The organism is Kitasatospora sp. NPDC056181 (assembly GCF_042266225.1).
Classification (GTDB): domain Bacteria; phylum Actinomycetota; class Actinomycetes; order Streptomycetales; family Streptomycetaceae; genus Kitasatospora.
In genome coordinates this window covers 69,100-87,679 of record NZ_JBHJUK010000009.1, presented here as the reverse complement: position 1 = coordinate 87,679, position 18,580 = coordinate 69,100, and the positions used below count along the sequence as shown (strand labels likewise).

The window sequence follows — 18,580 nt, the reverse complement described above, 5'->3', positions numbered from 1 at the left end:
CTTCAGCCTTGGTGATCGTCGGATTCGACCCGGGTGACGCCCGCCGTGTGCGCGGGAGCCAGCCGTCGGATGAAGTCCTGGCTGGCCGCGAATATTTCCGGCGCGTCGTGGTCCAGCGTCGCGACGTGGTAGCTGCGCTGGCACAGCCGCTCCGTCACGTCGGTCGAGGATATCCGCGCCAGCACCAGCTCCGAGTTGGCCGCGGAGACGACGTGGTCCTGCGGGCTGCGGAAGAGCAGCACCGGCTGGGTCACCTGCGGCAGCCGGCCCTGGACGTCCTTCCAGAGCCTGGTCAGCGACCAGGCGGCGTGCAGCGGGGTCCGGTCGTAGCCGAGCTCCACCGAGCCCGGCCGGGCGATGTCGTCGGCGATCCCCGGCAGGCTCGGCACCAGGTGACGCAGCACCGGCAGCAGCACGCTCGCGGGGTTGTCGGAGCGCACCGACGGGTTGACCAGCACCAGCCCGGAGACGGCCGGCCCGTGCAGCGCGGCCAGCCGCAGCGCCAGCGAGGAGCCCATCGACAGGGCGAGGACGAAGACCTGCTCACACTCGGCGGACAGCGCGAGCAGCTCGCGCTCCACCTCGGCGTACCAGTCCTCCCAGCGCGTCACCTGCATGTCCTGCCAACGGGTTCCGTGCCCCGGCAGCAACGGCAGCGAGACGGTGAATCCGGCCGCCGCGAGGTCCTCGGCCCACGGCCGCAGCGACTGCGGCGAGCCGGTGAAGCCGTGGCAGAGCAGGACGCCCACCGGACCGCCCCGGTGGCGGTAGGGTTCGGCACCGGGCAGCGGCGGCATGACGGGCTCCTTCGCGGGCGGGGACGCTGGAGGACGAGGACGCGGGGCCCGACGGGGTCGGCCGGGGGCGGCGCAGGAACGGCAGGCTGCGGGAACCCGATCGTCCCACGGGCCCGCCCACGTCGTACAGCCCCACCGGACGCCCCGCCGGGGCGGGGCGGGGCGCGGGCGGCCGCCGCGGGGCATTAGGATCGACCGGTCCGCATAACAGGAGGCCCGGGTTGTTCTACCGACTGATGAAGATGATCGTCGCGCCACTGCTTCGGATCTTCTTCCGGCCGTGGATCGAGGGTGAGGAGAACATCCCCGCCGAGGGTGCCGCGATCATCGCGAGCAACCACCTCTCCTTCTCGGACTCCTTCTTCTTCCCCGCGCTGATCAAGCGCCGGGTGACCTTCATCGCCAAGGCCGAGTACTTCAACACGCCCGGCGTGAAGGGCAAGCTGACGGCCGCCTTCTTCAAGGGCGTCGGCCAGCTGCCGGTGGACCGCTCGGGCGTGCGCGGCGCCGGTGAGGCGGCGATCCGCTCCGCGATCGCGGTGCTGGACCGCGGCGAGCTCTTCGGCGTCTACCCGGAGGGCACCCGCTCGCCCGACGGCAAGCTGTACCGCGGCAAGGTCGGCGGCCTGGCCCGCGTCGCGCTGGCCACCGGTGCGCCGGTGATCCCGGTCGCGATGATCGACACCGAGAAGGTGCAGCCGCCCGGCCAGGTGATCCCCAACTTCGGCATCCGCCCGGGCATCCGGATCGGCCGGCCGCTGGACTTCTCCCGCTACCACGGCATGGAGAACGACCGCTTCATCCTCCGTTCGGTGACGGACGAGGTGATGTACGAGATCATGCGGCTCTCCGGCCAGGAGTACGTCGACATCTACGCGACCGCCGCCAAGCGGCAGATCGCCGACGACAAGAAGCGCGCGGACGCCGAGCGCAAGGCGGTCCAGAAGGCCGAACAGGCCGCCGCCAAGGCCGAGAAGGCCGAGGCGGAGAAGGCCCAGAAGGCCCTGGAGCAGGAGCAGAAGGCCGCGGAGCAGGAACAGAAGGACAACGGGCCGGCCTGAGGCCCGCCGCCGGGGGAGGGGCAGGGACGATGACGGACGGCAGTAGGACCGGCGCGGTGGGCGGGGCGGTCGCGGCCGGCGGCATGTCCGTCGAACTGCCGCTCTGGCGCGCCATCTCCTTCTTCCGGGTCCTGGCGCTCGGCTACGCCCTGCTGCGCTTCCTCAACTCCTACCTGGAGTTCCTGCACCCCGTCGCGGGCTGGATCTACCTCGGTGCGCTGACGCTCTGGACGCTGGCCAGCACCCGCGCCTTCGCCGGGCCGCAGCGCTGCACCTGGTACGTGCTCGGCACCGACCTCACGCTCGTCGTCACCGGCATCGTGATGAGCGGCCTCACCGACTCCCCGGCCAGGATCAGCCACGGCGCGCCCACCCTGCCCACCATCTGGGCGGCCGGCACCGTGCTCGGCTTCGCGGGCAAGGGCGGCTGGCGCTGGGCGGCGGCGGCCGGTTCGGTGATCGGGGTGGCCAACATCCTCGGCCACGGCGGTCCGACCGGCGACAACATCCACAACATCGTGCTGCTGATGGTGACCGGCTGCGCGATCGGCTACGTGATCGAGCTCGCCCGGGCCAGTGAGGCGACCCTCACCCGGGCCCTCCAGGTGGAGGCGGCCACCCGCGAGCGCGAGCGGCTCTCCCGGGACATCCACGACGGCGTGCTCCAGGTGCTGGCGCTGGTCCAGCGCCGGGGCGGCGAGCAGGGCGAGGGCCGGGGCGGCGACTTCGCCGAGCTCGGCCGGCTGGCCGGCGAGCAGGAGCGCGCGCTGCGGGCGCTGATGAGCGGCGGCCCGCTGCCGGCCCAGCGCGCGGCCCTGGAGCCGCAGGACCTGCGAACCCTGCTCGGCCCGTACACGGACGAGCGGATCACGCTCTCCGCCCCCGGCACGCCGGTTCTGCTGCCCGCCCCGGCCGCCGGTGAGCTGGCCGCGGCGGTCGGGGCCGCCGTGGACAACGTCCGCAAGCACGCCGGCGCCGGGGCCCGCGCCTGGATCCTGGTCGAGGACGAGCCGGAGGCCGTGACGGTGAGCATCCGCGACGACGGCCCGGGCTTCGTCCCCGGGCGGCTCGGCGAGGCGGAGCAGGCCGGCCGGCTCGGCGTCTCCCAGTCCATCCGCGGCCGGCTGCTGGACCTCGGCGGCACGGCCGAGCTGTACTCGGTGCCCGGGGAGGGCGTCGAGGTGGAACTCCGCGTCCCGCGTCCCGAGGAAGGCCCCCGATGACCGACCAGCCGATGACCGACCAGCCGACGACCGGCGCGCAGGCCGAGCAGCCGGTGCGCGTCATGGTCGTCGACGACCACCCGATGTGGCGCGACGCCGTCTCCCGCGACCTCGCCGAGGCCGGGCTGGACGTGGTGGCGACCGCGGGCGACGGCGAGGAGGCCGTCCGCCGGGCCCGCGCCTGCGCCCCGCAGGTGGTCGTGCTGGACCTCAACCTGCCCGGGCTCTCCGGCGCCGAGGCCTGCCGTCAGGTGGTGGCCCAGGACCCGTCGGTGCGCGTCCTGGTGCTCTCGGCGAGCGGCGAGCACGCGGACGTGCTGGAGGCGGTGAAGTCCGGCGCGACCGGGTACCTGGTGAAGTCGGCCGGCCGGGACGAGCTGCTGGACGCGGTGCGCCGCACCGCCGTCGGCGACGCCGTCTTCACCCCCGGCCTGGCCGGCCTGGTGCTCGGCGAGTTCCGCCGGCTGGCCGCCGAGCCCGCCGCGCCGACCGCTCCCGCCGTCCCGCAGCTGACCGCACGGGAGACCGAGGTGCTGCGGCTGGTCGCCAAGGGCCTGTCCTACCGGCAGATCGCCGACCGGCTGGTGCTCTCCCACCGCACGGTGCAGAACCACGTCCAGAACACCCTGGGCAAGCTCCAGCTGCACAACCGGGTCGAGCTGGTCCGGTACGCGATCGAGCAGGGGCTGGACGACGAGATCTGAGCGGTGCGCCGCCGCCCGGGCGGCGGCGCACCGGCCGGGGGGCCTCAGCCGCGTACCGCCGCCGCCTCCCGGAGCAGCCCGGCGACGATGTCCACCCCGTCCCGGGTGAGGACCGACTCCGGGTGGAACTGCAGTCCGGCGAAGCCCGGGCCGCGCAGTGCGTGGACGTCGCCGGTCAGCGGGTCGCGGGAGACCTCGACGCCCCCGGCGGCCAGCCGGGCGGCGTCCTCGTCCGAGCAGCGCGCGGTGAACGTGTTGTAGAAGCCGACGGTGCGCTTCGTCCCGAACAGGTCGACGCTCTCCTGGGCGCCCTGGAACGGCACGGCCTTGCGGGCCAGCGGCAGCCCGAGGGCGTCCGAGAGCAGCTGGTGGCTGAGGCAGACGGCGAGCAGCGGCGCGGTGCGGGCACCGGAGCGGACGGCGGCCAGCGCGTCGGCGACGACCGGGCGGAGCACGGCCATCTTGGGGTCGTCCGCCGCGGCCGGGTCGCCCGGGCCGGGGCCGAGCACCAGCGGGCCGCGGTGGGCGGCGACGCGCTCCCGCAGGCCGGGCTCGTCGAAGCGGGCGACCGTGACCCGGTGGCCGAGCGAGGTCAGCAGGTGGGCGAGCATCGAGGTGAAGGTGTCCTCGCCGTCCACGACCAGGGTCGGCCCGGCCTCGGTGACCCGGGCCGGCTCCTGCATCCGCAGCCAGAACGGGGCCAGGTTGGCACGCCGGGCGTCCAGCGCCGCCTGGACGCGGTGGTCGTCGGCGAGCCGCGGGCCGGACCGCTGCTGGTGCCGGGCGGGCGCCGGCCGGGCGCCGATCGCGGTGAGCACCCCGGCGGCCTTGGCGTGCGTCTCGGCCACCTCCGACTCCGGGTCGGAGTGGCGGACCAGGGTCGCGCCGACCCGGACCACCAGCCGGCCGGTGGCCGGGTCGATGTCGGCGGCGCGGATGCAGATCGGGGAGTCCAGCTGCTGGCCGCCGCTGGCGGAGCGGCCGATCAGGGCGAGCGCACCGGCGTAGTAGCCGCGCCCGCCGCGCTCGTACCGGCTGATCACCCGGGTGGCGTTCTGCACCGGGCTGCCGGTGACGGTGGCGGCGAACATCGTCTCCTTCAGCACCTCGCGGACGTCCAGCGAGGTGCGCCCGCGCAGCTCGTACTCGGTGTGCGCGAGGTGGGACATCTCCTTGAGGCGCGGGCCGAGGACCTGGCCGCCGAGGTCGCCGACGGTGCACATCATCTTGAGCTCCTCGTCGACCACCATGGTGAGCTCCTCCAGCTCCTTGGGGTCGTGCAGGAAGTCGATCAGCGAGTCGAGGTCGGCTCCGGCGGCCGGATAGCGGTAGGTGCCGGAGATCGGGTTCATCACCACGGTCCCGCCGCTCTGCCGGACGTGGACCTCGGGGGAGGCGCCGACCAGGACGCGGTCGCCGGTGTGCACCAGGAAGGTCCAGTAGGCGCCGCGCTCCTGCTCCAGCAGCCGGCGGAAGAGCGAGAGCGCGAGCTCCGGCGAGAACCGGTCGAGCGTGGCGGTGAAGTCCCGCCGGATCACGAAGTTGGCGCCCTCGCCGCGCCCGATCTCGTCCTCGATCACCCGGCGGACGATGCCGGCGTACTCCTGGTCGTCGATGTCGAACGCACCGCCGGCGAGTGAGACCGGCAACTGCGGCAGTACGGGCATCAGTTCGGACAGCGGGAGGGCGTACTGCGAGGTGACGGAGAGGGCCTGCAGCGGGGTGGCGTCGTCGTGCGCCTCGAAGCCGCGCTCGCGGATCTGGCGGTAGGGGACCAGTGCGAGCAGGTCGTGCACCGGGCCGTCGGCCGGCACACCCTCGCGGACCGGCAGGTCGGCCAGCCGCTCGTACGCGCCGACGGTGCCCAGCAGGACCTCGACGGTGTCGGGGGCGAGGCGCGGGGTGCGGCGGTGCAGCAGGGCGAAGGCGGGGGCGTCCGGGCCGGTCAGTCGGGCGAGCAGGTCGGTGGCGGTGGTCACGGTGGCGGCTTCCTTCCGGGTGGAGGCGGGGTGCGGTGCTGTGGTTCCGCTCCCGGGAGGGCCGTCTGCTCATACGCCGACGGCCGCCCCGAGGGGCGGCCGTCGTGTTCGCTCAGGAACGCGCGATCTGTGGGCCACCCGAGGGGTCGGCCCACCACCAGGAGAAGGTGTGCGGCGTGTTCACGCGTCGAGACTAGCGGATGCGGCGGACCGGGTGAGGCCGGTCACGCGATTGTCCGGCATGTGTCTCACCCATCGGGCATCGGTCACAAATCGGTTGTCGCACCCCGTAGCCTTGGCCGTGTGACCGTGACGAATCCCCACCCCTGGCAGTCCCTGCCCGCGGCGCAGCAGCCTGAATGGCCGGACCAAGAGGCTCTGCGCAAGACCCTTGCGGAGCTCGCCTCCTATCCGCCGCTCGTCTTCGCCGGCGAGTGCGACCAGCTGCGCGCCCGGCTCGCTGCCGTGGCGCGTGGTGAGGCGTTCCTGCTGCAGGGCGGCGACTGCGCCGAGGCCTTCGACGGCGTGTCGGCCGAGCACATCCGCAACAAGCTGAAGACCCTGCTCCAGATGGCGGCCGTGCTGACGTACGCCGCCTCCGTGCCCGTGGTGAAGGTCGGCCGCATCGCCGGCCAGTACTCCAAGCCGCGTTCCAAGTCGACCGAGACCCGCGACGGCGTCACCCTTCCGGTCTACCGGGGCGACTCGGTGAACGGCTTCGAGTTCACCCCCGAGTCCCGCATCCCGGACCCGGAGCGCCTGAAGCGGATGTACAACGCGTCCGCCGCGACGCTCAACCTGGTGCGCGCCTTCACCACCGGTGGTTACGCGGACCTGCGCCAGGTGCACGCCTGGAACCAGGACTTCGTGCGCAACTCGCCGGCCGGCCAGCGCTACGAGCAGCTCGCCCGCGAGATCGACAACGCGCTGGCGTTCATGAACGCCTGCGGTGTCGCGCCGGAGGAGTTCAAGACGGTCGAGTTCTTCTCCTCGCACGAGGCGCTGATCCTCGACTACGAGACCGCGCTGACCCGCGTGGACTCGCGCACCGGCGAGCTGTACGACGTCTCCGGCCACATGGTGTGGGTCGGTGAGCGCACCCGGCAGCTGGACCACGCGCACATCGAGTTCGCCTCCCGGATCCGCAACCCGATCGGCGTGAAGCTCGGCCCGACCACCTCGGTCGACGAGGCGCTCACCCTGATCGAGAAGCTGGACCCGGAGCGCGAGCCCGGCCGGCTCACCTTCATCACCCGGATGGGCGCGGGCAAGATCCGCGAGCACCTGCCCACCCTGGTGGAGAAGGTCACCGCCTCCGGTGCGCAGCCGGTCTGGATCTGCGACCCGATGCACGGCAACACCTTCGAGGCCTCCAGCGGCCACAAGACCCGCCGCTTCGACGACGTGCTCGACGAGGTCAAGGGCTTCTTCGAGGTGCACCGCGCGCTCGGCACCCACCCGGGCGGCATCCACGTGGAGCTGACCGGCGACGACGTCACCGAGTGCGTCGGCGGCGGCGACGAGGTGCTGGTCGACGACCTGCACCAGCGCTACGAGACGGCCTGCGACCCGCGGCTCAACCGCAGCCAGTCGCTGGACCTCGCGTTCCTGGTGGCCGAGATGTACCGCGGCGGCCAGTGAGCCGCCGGGCCGCCGCGGCCCCGGCCCGGCCCGGTCGGGCCTGATCGGCGCTGGTCGGCCCTGATGTGACGAAGGCCCCTCCGGATTCGGGATTCCCGAGCCCGGAGGGGCTTTTTCACGCCAGGTTTGCCGGGTAAGGTGAGGCTTAGTGAGCTAAGGCAAGCCTTAGTCAAGATCCACTCCGCTGCACCCCCCCGGGAGAGACCGCGATGTACGTGTGCATGTGTCATGCGGTCACCGAGGCCCAGGTGAAGAACGAGATCGACGCGGGTGCCAACTCCCCGCGCCAGATCGCCAAGGGGTGCAAGGCCGGTACCGACTGCGGCTCCTGCGTCCGGCGCATCCAGGCCCTGCTGGGCGAGCACGGCGCGCGGCCCTGCCCGACCGCCCGGCTGGCCGCGAAGCTGGGGCTCGCCGACCCGGAGGCCGCGCCGTCGGAGGCCGCACCGTCGGAAGCGGTGCCGCTGGCCCCGGTCGCCCCGCTGCGCGCGGCCTGAGCGCCCGGGCGTCCGGCGGGGTCCGGAGCGCGGGACTGGCTCAGGACTCCGGCTGCTCGATCAGCTGGGCGAGGTAGAGCGCCTCCCCGAGCTTCTCCAGCAGTTCCAGCTGGGTGTCGAGGTAGTCGATGTGGTGCTCCTCGTCCTCCAGGATGGCCTCGAAGATGTTGGCCGAGGTGACGTCGTTCTTGGCGCGCATCACCACGATCCCGCGCTTGAGCCGGTCGATCGCCTCGACCTCGACCTGGCGGTCGGCCTCGAACATCTCCTTGACGGTCTGGCCGATCCGGACGTGGAAGAGCCGCTGGTAGTTGGGCAGCCCGTCCAGGAAGAGGATCCGGTCGGTGAGCACCTCGGCGTGCTTCATCTCGTCGAAGGACTCGTGCCGGGTGTACTTGGCGAGCTTGGTCCAGCCGAAGTTCTCCTGCATCTTGGCGTGCAGGAAGTACTGGTTGATGGCGGTCAGCTCGGCGGTGAGCTGCTCGTTGAGGAATTCGATGACCTCTGCGTCGCCCTTCATGGCGCTGCCTTCCTGCTGTGCGTCGGGGAACCCCGGCCGTGCCCGTGGCTGGAACGCATCCTGGCACCGCGATGGGAAGAAATTCCAGTAAGTTCACACTCACTACGACATGTGCCCGAATATCCGATTTGGACGGCTATTGGCCCGTACGGGCGGGCGCACGGCACCGGAAAGGGGCGCGCGCCGGGCGCTGTCCGCCGTCTGTCACCATGGACCCATGGGTCAGCCCGAACAAGAACCGATCCCGCCGTCTGACCCGAGGCTCCCTCCGGGACAGCGCCCGCAACGCGGCTGGCCCGCCCTGCACTACGGACCGGTGCCCCGCTTCAAGCCGCTGGCCTGGGAATTCCAGGTGTTCGGCGCGACCGCCTCGGCGGAGAAGCACAGCTGGGACTTCGCCGGCTTCAACGCCCTGCCGCGCACCACCGTCCGGGCCGACCTGCACTGCGTCACCAAGTTCTCGATGCTCGGCAACGACTGGACGGGCGTGTCGGCCGCGGCCGTGCTGGCGCAGGTGCCCCCGGCGCCCGACGTCACCCACGTGATGGTCTGGGCCGAGTACGGCTACAGCGCCAACCTGCGGCTGGCCGACTTCGCCGACCCGCGGACCGTCTTCGCGACCCACCGCAACGGCGAGCCGCTCACCGCCGAGCACGGCTTCCCCGTCCGCCTCGTCGTCCCGCAGCTCTACGCCTGGAAGGGGCCCAAGTGGGTCCGGGCGGTGGAGTACATGCGGGCCGACCGGCGCGGCTTCTGGGAGGAGCGCGGGTACCACAACCTCGCCGACCCCTGGCGGGAGCAGCGCTACTCCTACCAGGAGGAGCCGGGCGACGGGCCACTGCGGTAGCCGTCAGCCCCTGATGTTCTGGTTGAGGTGGAACAGGTTGCCGGGGTCGTAGCGCTGCTTCAGCTCCACCAGGCGGTCGTAGTTGCCCCGGTAGTTGGCCTCGATCCGGTGCTGGTCGTCGTGGTCCATGAAGCCGATGTAGCCGGCCTCGTCGGAGTGCGGGGCGAGCGCGGCGTAGTAGTCGCGCACCCAGGCCGTGTTCCGCTCGTTGTCGGCCGGGTCCGGCCAGACGCCGGCGATCACGGTGGCGAAGGTCGCGTCCCGGTGGGAGAAGGCCGTCGCGTCGGCGGGCACGCGGTGGCAGGCGCCGTTGATCGGGTAGAGGTGCACCGCCGAGTTGACCGTCGGCACCCGCGGCCCGTACTCCACGTGCGCGGCGATCGCCCCGTCGGTGAGCTCGGTCGCGAAGACGCCCTTCCAGTACTGCTGGAGTCCGGGCGGCAGCAGCGGGTCGAAGGCGGCGGCGAACGCCGGGTACGGTGCCGGGCCGACGCCCTCGGCCACCACCGGCGCCGCGTCCCGCAGCGCGGCGAGCACCTTCTCCGCCTCGGCCGGCGGCCCGGCCCAGCACGGGACCAGCAGGATGAAGGGGTCGCCGACCCGGTCCTCCGGCACGAACGGCAGCGGTGGGGCGAGGTGGAAGCCGGGGAAGAGGCCCAGCTGCTCGGGGGCGTCCCGGATGTACTCGCGGTAGAAGCGCAGCACGTCGGCCGCGTGCTCCAGCTCGTAGACGAACGGCCCGGCGACCACGTCGGCGACCGGGCTCAGCCGGAACTCGAAGGACGTCACCGCGCCGAAGTTGCCGCCGCCGCCGCGCAGCGCCCAGAAGAGGTCCGGCTCCTGCTCGGCGCTCACCGTGCGGAACCGGCCGTCGGCGGTGACCACGTCGGCCGAGATCAGGTTGTCGCAGCTCAGACCCAGTCCGCGGGCCAGGTGGCCGAAGCCGCCGTTGAGGGTCAGCCCGGCGATGCCGGTGGTGGAGATGATCCCCCCGGTGACGCCGAGGCCGAAGGCGTACCCCGCGGTGTTGAGGTCGCCCCAGGTGACGCCGCCCTCGCACTGCGCGGTCCGGCGCTCCGGGTCGATCCGCACGCCCCGCCGCGCGGAGAAGTCGATCACCACGCCGTCGTCGCAGGTGCCGAAGCCGGGCGCGCTGTGGGCGCCGCCGCGGACCGCCAGATCCAGCGTGTTGTCCCGGGCGAAGTCGACGGTGGCCATCACGTCGCCCGCGTTGGCCACCCGGACGATCACGGCCGGCCGGCGGTCCACCATGCCGTTGTAGACCCGGCGCGCCTCGTCGTAGCCCTCGTCCGCGGGGGTGATCACCGCGCCCCGCACGCGCTCCCTCAAGCCGTCGACGGTGGGTCCGCCCATGACGACCACATCCTCGTGGTACCGGCCGCCGCGCAGCCCCGTCCGGAGGTCCCGGTGCCGCAGCCTTCCCGGCTGTGGCGGGCGGGGCCGGGCAGGCCTGGTTCCACGCTACGCCGGGTGCGACCCGAGGGCCTGTCCGTCGGATCCGCCCCAGGGCCGGAAAACCCTCAGAGGAAGGGGAAGTTGACCGTCACCACGGTGTGCTGCGGCCGGCGTTCGCCGGCGGCGGGGGACTGGCTGGAGACCTTGCCGGTGCCGAACAGGTTGACACCGCTGCTCTGCATCGCGAACCCGGCGGCCTGGAGCGTCTTGGCGGCGTCGTCCTTGGACATCCCGGTGACGTCCGGGACGGCCACCATGCCCTTGCTGACCACCAGCGCGACCGGCGAGTTCTCCGGCAGCTGCTGCCCGGCCGCCGGGGAGGTGCTGATCACCGCGCCCTCCGGCACGGTGTCGCTGTACGTCTGGGTGACGTTGCCGCCGGCCAGCTGGGCGGCGGCCAGTGCGGCGACGGCCTGGTCGGCGGGCTTGCCGGCCAGCTCCGGCACGGCGATCCGCTTCGGGCCGCGGGAGACGGTGACGGCGACCGCGTCGCTCTTGCGGGCCCGGGCGCCGACCCCCGGGTCGGTCGAGACCACCTGGCCGGCCGGGACGGTCTCGCTGTACACCTCGCTGAACCGCCCGTGCATGCCCGCGCCGTCCAGGATCCGCTGCGCCTCGGCGCGGTCCTTGCCGAGCACGCCCGGCACCGTCGTGTACAGGGCGCCGGAGAGCGCGTACGTGGTGCCGCCGACCAGCAGCACCAGGGCGGCCAGCACGCAGGCCCAGACCAGCGGCTTGCGGGGGAGGCGGCTCCACGGGCCGGGGCGGCGGGTGCGCGCCGGCGGCGGCTCGTCGTAGGGGCGCGGCTCGGTGAGCAGCTGCTCCATCACGTCCGGCGGGACGTCCAGCACGCTGGTCCGCTCGACCGGCGGCGCGGCGTCCGGGCCGGGGGCCGCCGCGGAGACGGCCGCGTCGGTGACGCCGGGCCGGAGCACCGAGGTCGGCTCGTTGGCCGGGTACCGCGGGCTGTCCAGGGTGGAGGCGGGCGGTTCGGCGTCCAGCTGGGCCGGGGTGAGCGTGCGGCGCACCCGCTGGAGGGCGGCCAGCAGCTCGACCGCGTCGTACGGGCGGGCCTGCGGGTCGCGCGCGCAGGCACCGGCCACTATGGCGTCGAGCCCGGGGACGATGCCCGGCACGGTCAGCGAGGGCGCGGGGACGTCCTCGTGCAGGTGGCGGTACATCACCTGGACGGGGTTCTCGCCGGTGTGCGGGCGGTGGCCGGTGAGCATCTCGTACAGCAGGATGCCGGCGGCGTAGACGTCCACCCGCTGGTCGGTCTCGTCGCCGGGGCGGATCTGCTCGGGGGCGAGGTAGGAGACGGTGCCGAGGACGGTGCCGGAGGTCGCCGTGCCGGAGGTGGCCGCGCCGTCGGCGGCGTTCAGGACCCGGACCAGTCCGAAGTCGGCGACCTTGACCAGGCCGCCGTCGGTGATCAGCACGTTCTCGGGCTTCACGTCGCGGTGGACGAGCCCGGCCCGGTGGGCGGCGCCGAGCGCGGCGAGCACCGGCTCCAGGACGTCCAGGGCGGCGCGGATGGAGAGCGCGCCGCGGTCGCGCAGCAGGTCGCGCAGGGTCCGGCCGGGGACGTACTCCATGGCGAGGAAGACGACCCCGCCGTCCGCGCCCTGGTCGAAGACGTTGACCACGTTGGGGTGCGCGAGCCGGGCGACGGCCTTGGCCTCGCGGATGAACCGGCCGGTGAAGTCCTCGTCGCCGGCCAGCGAGGGGTGCATCACCTTGAGCGCCACGACCCGGTCGAGCCGGGTGTCGGTGCCGCGGTAGACGGTGGACATCCCGCCGGCGGCGATGCGCTGCCCGACCCGGTACCGGCCGTCGAGCAGGGTACCGATCAGGGGGTCGTGCAATGCCATGTCCGCCTTGTCCACCCGGCGAGTCTAGTGGCGCGTACGGGTGAGGGCCCCGGGAGACACCACTCCCGGAGCCCTCTGTGCCCGGCTTGTGACAAGCCCCCCGGGGGCTCAGAACGCCGGGCGCTCGCGGGTGTCGAGGTCGGCCCGGCCGGCCATCGCGGAGGAGGCCTCGGCGTGGAAGCGGCGCGGGATGCGGCCGGCCCGGTGCGCGAGCCGCCCGGCCTCGGCGGCGTACCGCATCGCCTCGGCCATCAGCACCGGGTCCTGGGCGCGGGTCACCGCCGAGGCGAGCATGACGGCGGCGCAGCCCAGCTCCATCGCCAGCGCGACGTCCGAGGCGGTGCCGGCGCCCGCGTCCAGGATCACCGGGACGTTCGCGCTCTCCACGATCAGCTGGAAGTTGTGCGGGTTGCGGATGCCCAGGCCGGAGCCGATCGGCGAGCCGAGCGGCATGATCGCCGCACAGCCGGCGTCCTCCAGCTTCCGGGCCAGTACCGGGTCGTCGTTGGTGTAGGGCAGGACGGTGAAGCCGTCGTCGACCAGCGTCTCGGCGGCGTCCAGCAGTTCGATCGGGTCGGGCAGCAGCGTCCGCTCGTCGGCGATGACCTCCAGCTTCACCCAGTCGGTGCCGAGCGCCTCGCGGGCCAGCCGGGCCGTCAGCACGGCCTCCCCGGCGGTGAAGCAGCCGGCCGTGTTGGGCAGGATCCGGATGCCGTTGCGGGTGAGCACGTCCAGGACGGAGCCCTGCGTGGTGGCGTTGACCCGGCGCATCGCCACGGTGGTCAGCTCGGTGCCGGAGACCCGCAGCGCCTGCTCCAGGACCTCCAGGCTGGGGGCGCCGCCGGTGCCCATGATCAGGCGCGAGCCGAAGGTGGTGCCGGCGATGGTGAGCAGGTCGTCAGCCATGGTCAGCCCCCCTGTACGGCGGTGAGGATCTCGATCCGGTCGCCCGCCGAGAGCTGCGTGAGCGGCCACGAACCACGGGGCACCACGGTCTCGTTGAGCGCGGCGGCGACGCCCGAGGCGGACCGGCTGAGGGTGGCCACCACCTCGGCGAGGGTGGTCGCGGCGGGCACCTGGCGGGGCTCGCCGTTGACGGTGAGGGGGATGTCGCTCATGCGGGGACCTTCGTCGTGGAGCCGGTGGGGGCGAAGCGGGTGGGGGAGAACGGCGCGGCGAGGTCCGGCGTCGTGCCGGTGGCCAGGTACCCGGCGACCAGGTCGGCGGTCACCGGGGTGAGCAGCACGCCGTTGCGGTAGTGGCCGGTGGCGGCGACCAGGCCGGGCAGGGCGGTCGGCCCGAGCAGCGGCGCGTTGTCCGGCGAGCCCGGGCGCAGCCCGGCGGAGGTCTCCACCAGCGGCAGTTCGGTGATGCCGGGGACCAGCTCGTGGGCGTCGCGCAGCAGCTCGTACACGCCGCCGGCGGTGACGGTGGTGTCGTACCCCTGCTCCTCGGTGGTCGCGCCGATCACCAGCTCGCCGTCCTCGCGGGGCACCAGGTAGAGGTGCTGGCCGCGGACCACCGCACGGACGTTGCGGGACAGGAAGGGCCGGTACGCGGGCGGGACGTGCAGCCGCAGGATCTGGCCCTTGACCGGGCGGATCGCCGGCAGCACGCCCTCGGGCAGCCCGGGCAGCAGATGGCTCTGCGGCCCGGCGGCCAGCACGACCTGATCGGCGGTCACGGTCGCGCCGGTGGCGAGCCGGGCGCCGGTGGCGCGGCCGCCGTCGACCACCAGGGCGGTGGCCTCGGTGCGGTGCAGCCGGACGCCGGCCCGCTCGCAGGCGAGGACGAGGGCCTTGGCGAGCCGTCGGCCGTCGACCTGGTGGTCGTCGGTGACGTGCAGGCCGCCGCGGACGCCCGGGGCGAGCATCGGTTCGAGCCTGCGGGCCTCGCGGCCGGTGAGCCACCGCGAGTCCAGGCCGAGCCGCTGGTGGAAGGCGTGCAGCTCGCGGAGCTCCTCGCGGTCGTCCGAGTCGAGGGCGACGGCGATCGTGCCGCACTGGCGGTAACCGGTGTCCTGGCCGCCGCTGGCCTCGGTGAGTTCGGCGGCGAAGGCCGCGTACCGCTCGTTGGAGGCCATGCCGAGGCGCAGCAGCGGCTCCTCGCCGTACTGGAGTTCGGTGACGGGCGCGAGCATTCCGGCCGCGACCTGGGCGGCGCCGCCGCCGGGCCGGGGGTCCGCCACCACGATGTCCTTCAGCCCGTGCTGGGCGGCGCGCCAGGCGACGGCGAGGCCGATGATGCCCCCGCCGATCACCAGCACGCCGGCGTGGGCGTCCGGTGCCGAGCGTGTCAAAGTCGCTGCTCTCCCTTCGCCGGTATGACCCGGATCAGGTTCGGACGGTCGCAGGCCGTGTCAGCCCGCCTCTCAGCCCGGTCCGCCGGGCTCCCGTGATGGTGCCCCCACCTTAACGCCGGGGGTCGGCGCCGCCGAAGGCGTGTACGAGGGGTGGGACGGCGCCCGGCGCCCCCGGCGGGCGCCAGTACAGTGACCGCGTGGCAGAGCTGAGCGGGACGGATCAGGTGGTCGTGGTCGGGGCCGGGCTGGCCGGGGCGCAGTGCGCCTCGGGCCTGCGGCGGGGCGGCTGGCAGGGGCGCATCGTGCTGGTGGGCGACGAGCCGCACGCGCCGTACGACCGGCCGCCGCTCTCCAAGGAGGTGCTGCTCGGCAAGGCCGACGCCACCACCCTGGACATCGACTTCCCGCACCTGGGCATCGAACTGCTCACCGGCCGCCGCGCCACCGGCCTCACCCCCGGCGTGCTGCACACCGACGGCGGCGACCTGCCGTACGGCGCCCTGGTGATCGCCACCGGCGCCGTCCCGCGCGTCCTGCCCGGCGCCGAGCGCGCGCACCTGCTGCACACCCTGGACGACGCCCTGGCCCTGCGCGCCCTGCTCCGCCCGGGCCTGCGCCTGGTGCTGGTCGGCGCGGGCTGGATCGGCGCCGAGGTGGCCACCGCCGCCCGCGCGGCCGGCTGCGAGGTGACCGTGGTCGAGGCGGGCCCGGCGCCCGTCCCCGGCGCGCTGCCCGCCGAGGTCGGCCGGGCGATGACCGCCTGGTACGCCGAGGCCGGGGTCGGGTTGCGCTGCGGCGCCGCCGTCGAGGCCGTCGAGCCCGGCGCGGTGCTGCTGGCGGACGGCTCGCGCCTGCCCGCGGACGAGGTGGTGGTCGGCATCGGCGCCCGCCCGGCGACCGACTGGCTGGCCGGCTCCGGCGTCAGGCTGGACGCGGCCGGCGCCGTCCTGGTGGACGAGGGGCTGCGCACCGCCCTGCCCGGCGTCTACGCGGCCGGCGACTGCGCGAGCTACCCCTCCGCCCGGACGGGCGCCCGGCTGACCGTCCAGCACTGGGACCACGCGCTGCAGTCCGGCGAGGCGGCGGCCGCCGCCGTCCTCGGCGCGGACCTGCCGTACGACCCGGTGCCGTACTTCTGGTCGGAGCAGTTCGGCCGGATGGTGCAGTACGCCGGGCGCCACGGCGACGGCGACGAGCTGCTCTGGCGCGGATCGCCGGCGGACGCCTCCTGGGCGGTGCTCTGGCTGCGCGACGGGGTGCTGCGCGCCCTGCTCGCCGTCGACCGCCCGCGCGACCTCACCCAGGGCCGCCGGCTGGTCGAGCGCGGCGCGGTGCTGGATCCGGCCCGGGCGGCGGACCCGTCGGTGCCGCTGAAGTCGGCCGTCGCGGGCTGACGGGCCGTCCCTTTGGTGCGCGGCGGGCCGCGGAGGTGGCAGTCTGGTGACGTGAGTGAGATCGAGAACAAGATTGAAGCCCTGGTCACCGACTGGATGTACCTGCCCGACATCTCGGAGCAGTGGGGGGTCCGGGTCACCGAGGTGCGTGACCTGGTCAAGAACGGCGGCCTGATCGCCGTCCGGCGCGGCCCGAACAGGTCGCTCCAGGTCCCGGCCGCGTTCATCGACGGTCAGGGGCTGGTCAAGCACCTGTCCGGCACCCTGACCGTGCTGCGCGACTGCGGGTACAACGACGAAGAGATCCTGGAGTGGCTCTTCACCGAGGACCCGTCGCTGCCGGGCAGCCCGATCCAGGCGCTCCAGGAGAACCGCGGCACCGAGGTGAAGCGCCGCGCCCAGGCGATGCTGATCTGATGGCCGCGGACACGCTGCGCCGGCGCCTCGCCGACGCCCGGCTCTACCTGTGCACCGACGCCCGGCGGGAGCAGGGCGACCTCGCCGAGTTCCTGGACGCCGCGCTGGCGGGCGGGGTGGACATCGTCCAGCTCCGCGACAAGGGGCTGGAGGCCAGGCAGGAGCTGGAGGCGCTGGAGGTCTTCGCCGACGCCTGCCGCCGGCACGGGAAGCTGCTCTCGGTCAACGACCGCGCCGACGTCGCGCACGCCGCCCGCCCCGAGGTGCTCCACCTCGGCCAGGACGACCTGCCGGTGCCGGCGGCCCGGGCGATCCTGGGCGAGGACGTGCTGATCGGCCGTTCCTGCCACGCCGAGTCCGAGGTGGACGCGGCGGTCGCCGAGCCCGGCGTCGACTACTTCTGCACCGGGCCGGTCTGGCCCACCCCGACCAAGCCCGGCCGGCACGCGCCCGGCCTCGGCCTGGTCTCGTACGCGGCGAAGCAGGTCACCGACCGGCCGTGGTTCGCCATCGGCGGCATCGACCTGGGCAACCTGGACGAGGTGCTGGCGGCCGGGGCGAGCCGGGTCGTGGTGGTGCGCGCCATCACGGCCGCGGACGACCCGCAGGCCGCCGCCGCGGCGCTGGCCCGGCGGCTGCGCCGGGGCTGACGCCGCGCGGGGCCGCCGCCGTTCCCGGGCTAGTCTCAGTACTTCCGGACGGTGGCGGCCTCGGCCAGCGCCAGCAGCACCTCGCGGGCCCGCGCGTCGGCCAGCGGCGCCGCCTCCAGTGCGGCCAGCGACTGCCGCATCAGCTCCTCGATGCGCAGCTCCACCAGCTCGGGCGCGCCGCTGCGCTCGACCAGCCCGCGCAGCCGGGCCACCTCCTCGGGCGCGAGGTCCGGCGCGCCGAGCCGCTCGTCCAGGTGGCGGGCGTCGGCGGCCGGGAGCCCGCGCATCGCGTGCGCGACCAGCAGGGTCCGCTTGCCCTCGCGCAGGTCGTCCCCGGCGGGCTTGCCGGTGACCGCCGGGTCGCCGAAGACGCCGAGCAGGTCGTCCCGGAGCTGGAACGCCTCGCCCAGCGGCAGGCCGAACGCCCCGTACGCCTCGACCAGTTCCGGCCGGGCGCCCGCGAGCAGCGCGCCGACCTGGAGCGGCCGCTCGATCGTGTACTTGGCCGACTTGTAGTGCAGCACCGTCTGCGCCCGGTCCAGTGCGCCCTCGTCGGTGGAGTCGCCGGCGACCGGCTCCAGCACGTCCAGGTACTGGCCGACCATGACCTCGGTGCGCATCAGGTCGAACACCGGCTTGGCGGCCAGCACCGCCGCCGGGTCCAGGCCCGAGCGCAGGAACAGCTCGTCGCACCAGATCAGCAGCAGGTCGCCGAGCAGCACCGCGGCCGAGGCGCCGTACTGCTCGCGGTCGCCGCGCCAGCCGCTGTCGCGGTGCAGGGCCTCGAAGCGGCGGTGCACCGAGGGCAGGCCGCGCCGGGTGTCGCTGCGGTCCATCAGGTCGTCGTGGACCAGCGCGCTCGCCTGGAGCAGTTCCAGGGCCGCCGCCGCGTTGGCGATGCCCTCGCCGGCCGCCGCGCCGCCTGCGCCGCGCCAGCCCCAGTAGCAGAACGCCGGGCGCAGCCGCTTGCCGCCGTCCAGCAGGAAGTCGCGCAGCGCCTCGGCCGCGGGCGCCAGCTGCGGGGAGATCTTCCCGAGCAGGGCCGCCTGGCCGTCCATGAAGCCGGCGAGGGCCGCGTTGACGCGCCCGCGCACGTCCTCCACGTCAATGGGGTTGGCCGGCCGGTTGCTGGACGAGGTCACGATGAGGCTCCGGAGGTTTGGCTGGGGGTGGGGCAAGCGTAGCCGGGCGGCCGGGAACA

Annotated in this window: 18 protein-coding genes and 1 riboswitch; of the genes, 9 read left to right on the top strand and 9 right to left on the bottom strand. The window is 74.0% G+C overall.

The annotated features are described in order from the left end of the window. Positions 1 to 2: 2 nt before the first annotated feature. Positions 3 to 797, bottom strand: coding sequence for an alpha/beta hydrolase (locus ACFC1F_RS06495; RefSeq protein ID WP_376156089.1), 795 nt, complete (start codon positions 795 to 797; stop codon positions 3 to 5). A 236-nt stretch (positions 798 to 1,033) separates the two neighbouring features. On the opposite strand from ACFC1F_RS06495, the gene ACFC1F_RS06490 reads away from it, so the two are divergent. From ACFC1F_RS06490 to ACFC1F_RS06480, 3 genes are read left to right on the top strand one after another with little or no spacing between them, the layout of a single operon-like run. After that, the gene (locus ACFC1F_RS06490; RefSeq protein WP_209412101.1) at positions 1,034 to 1,858 is read left to right on the top strand and encodes a 1-acyl-sn-glycerol-3-phosphate acyltransferase; all 825 of its coding nucleotides are present in this window, start codon (positions 1,034 to 1,036) and stop codon (positions 1,856 to 1,858) included. A 29-nt stretch (positions 1,859 to 1,887) separates the two neighbouring features. Then, positions 1,888 to 3,081 (top strand): MacS family sensor histidine kinase, encoded by a 1,194-nt coding sequence (gene macS, locus ACFC1F_RS06485; protein WP_376156087.1) that lies wholly within the window; start codon positions 1,888 to 1,890, stop codon positions 3,079 to 3,081. An 11-nt stretch (positions 3,082 to 3,092) separates the two neighbouring features. Beyond that, positions 3,093 to 3,785 carry a response regulator gene (locus tag ACFC1F_RS06480; protein WP_376156124.1) on the top strand — a complete coding sequence of 231 codons (693 nt, stop codon included), beginning with the start codon at positions 3,093 to 3,095 and terminating at the stop codon, positions 3,783 to 3,785. Positions 3,786 to 3,829: 44 nt separating this feature from the next. Here the strand turns inward: ACFC1F_RS06480 and ACFC1F_RS06475 are convergent, their stop codons facing one another. Then, a complete protein-coding gene (locus tag ACFC1F_RS06475; protein WP_376156086.1) occupies positions 3,830 to 5,764 on the bottom strand; it encodes an anthranilate synthase family protein in 1,935 nt (644 codons plus the stop codon). Positions 5,765 to 6,067: 303 nt separating this feature from the next. Here ACFC1F_RS06475 and ACFC1F_RS06470 point away from each other — a divergent pair, with 303 nt between their 5' ends. Both ACFC1F_RS06470 and ACFC1F_RS06465 read left to right on the top strand, forming a co-directional pair. Further along, positions 6,068 to 7,405, top strand: a complete 1,338-nt coding sequence (locus tag ACFC1F_RS06470; RefSeq protein ID WP_376156084.1) for a class II 3-deoxy-7-phosphoheptulonate synthase — start codon at positions 6,068 to 6,070, stop codon at positions 7,403 to 7,405. 221 nt (positions 7,406 to 7,626) lie between these two features. Continuing rightward, entirely contained in the window at positions 7,627 to 7,902 is a 276-nt protein-coding gene (locus ACFC1F_RS06465; protein ID WP_376156082.1) for a bacterioferritin-associated ferredoxin, read from the top strand. Positions 7,903 to 7,942: 40 nt separating this feature from the next. Here the strand turns inward: ACFC1F_RS06465 and bfr are convergent, their stop codons facing one another. After that, positions 7,943 to 8,422: a bacterioferritin gene (gene bfr, locus ACFC1F_RS06460; protein ID WP_148645493.1), complete on the bottom strand. Its 480-nt coding sequence runs from the start codon at positions 8,420 to 8,422 to the stop codon at positions 7,943 to 7,945. Between the two features lie 217 nt (positions 8,423 to 8,639). Here bfr and ACFC1F_RS06455 point away from each other — a divergent pair, with 217 nt between their 5' ends. Continuing rightward, positions 8,640 to 9,269, top strand: a complete 630-nt coding sequence (locus ACFC1F_RS06455; protein WP_209411930.1) for a sulfite oxidase-like oxidoreductase — start codon at positions 8,640 to 8,642, stop codon at positions 9,267 to 9,269. 3 nt (positions 9,270 to 9,272) lie between these two features. Here the strand turns inward: ACFC1F_RS06455 and ACFC1F_RS06450 are convergent, their stop codons facing one another. The 5 genes from ACFC1F_RS06450 to thiO form a co-directional block, all read right to left on the bottom strand. Continuing rightward, entirely contained in the window at positions 9,273 to 10,643 is a 1,371-nt protein-coding gene (locus tag ACFC1F_RS06450) for an FAD-binding oxidoreductase (protein ID WP_376156080.1), read from the bottom strand. Positions 10,644 to 10,810: 167 nt separating this feature from the next. Further along, the gene (pknB, locus tag ACFC1F_RS06445) at positions 10,811 to 12,631 is read right to left on the bottom strand and encodes a Stk1 family PASTA domain-containing Ser/Thr kinase (RefSeq protein WP_376156079.1); all 1,821 of its coding nucleotides are present in this window, start codon (positions 12,629 to 12,631) and stop codon (positions 10,811 to 10,813) included. A gap of 93 nt (positions 12,632 to 12,724) precedes the next feature. Continuing rightward, complete coding sequence (locus tag ACFC1F_RS06440) at positions 12,725 to 13,522, bottom strand: thiazole synthase (protein WP_376156077.1); 798 nt, start codon at positions 13,520 to 13,522, stop codon at positions 12,725 to 12,727. Positions 13,523 to 13,524: 2 nt separating this feature from the next. Continuing rightward, on the bottom strand, positions 13,525 to 13,734 hold the full coding sequence (gene thiS / locus ACFC1F_RS06435) for a sulfur carrier protein ThiS (RefSeq protein ID WP_209411934.1): 210 nt from the start codon (positions 13,732 to 13,734) through the stop codon (positions 13,525 to 13,527). Continuing rightward, entirely contained in the window at positions 13,731 to 14,915 is a 1,185-nt protein-coding gene (thiO, locus tag ACFC1F_RS06430; protein ID WP_245204680.1) for a glycine oxidase ThiO, read from the bottom strand. Before thiO ends, thiS begins: the two co-directional genes overlap by 4 nt. Continuing rightward, a riboswitch (TPP riboswitch) is annotated at positions 14,910 to 15,022 on the bottom strand. (Overlaps the previous gene by 6 nt.) A gap of 93 nt (positions 15,023 to 15,115) precedes the next feature. On the opposite strand from thiO, the gene ACFC1F_RS06425 reads away from it, so the two are divergent. Genes ACFC1F_RS06425 through thiE form a run of 3 tightly spaced genes read left to right on the top strand, consistent with a single transcriptional unit; the run spans position 15,116 to position 17,379 of the window. Further along, the gene (locus ACFC1F_RS06425) at positions 15,116 to 16,312 is read left to right on the top strand and encodes an NAD(P)/FAD-dependent oxidoreductase (protein ID WP_376156074.1); all 1,197 of its coding nucleotides are present in this window, start codon (positions 15,116 to 15,118) and stop codon (positions 16,310 to 16,312) included. A gap of 51 nt (positions 16,313 to 16,363) precedes the next feature. After that, positions 16,364 to 16,729: an Rv2175c family DNA-binding protein gene (locus tag ACFC1F_RS06420; protein ID WP_209411936.1), complete on the top strand. Its 366-nt coding sequence runs from the start codon at positions 16,364 to 16,366 to the stop codon at positions 16,727 to 16,729. Beyond that, positions 16,729 to 17,379: a thiamine phosphate synthase gene (gene thiE, locus ACFC1F_RS06415; protein WP_376156073.1), complete on the top strand. Its 651-nt coding sequence runs from the start codon at positions 16,729 to 16,731 to the stop codon at positions 17,377 to 17,379. Before ACFC1F_RS06420 ends, thiE begins: the two co-directional genes overlap by 1 nt. Positions 17,380 to 17,414: 35 nt before the next feature. Here the strand turns inward: thiE and ACFC1F_RS06410 are convergent, their stop codons facing one another. Next, on the bottom strand, positions 17,415 to 18,521 hold the full coding sequence (locus ACFC1F_RS06410) for a polyprenyl synthetase family protein (protein ID WP_376156072.1): 1,107 nt from the start codon (positions 18,519 to 18,521) through the stop codon (positions 17,415 to 17,417). Positions 18,522 to 18,580 lie beyond the last annotated feature (59 nt).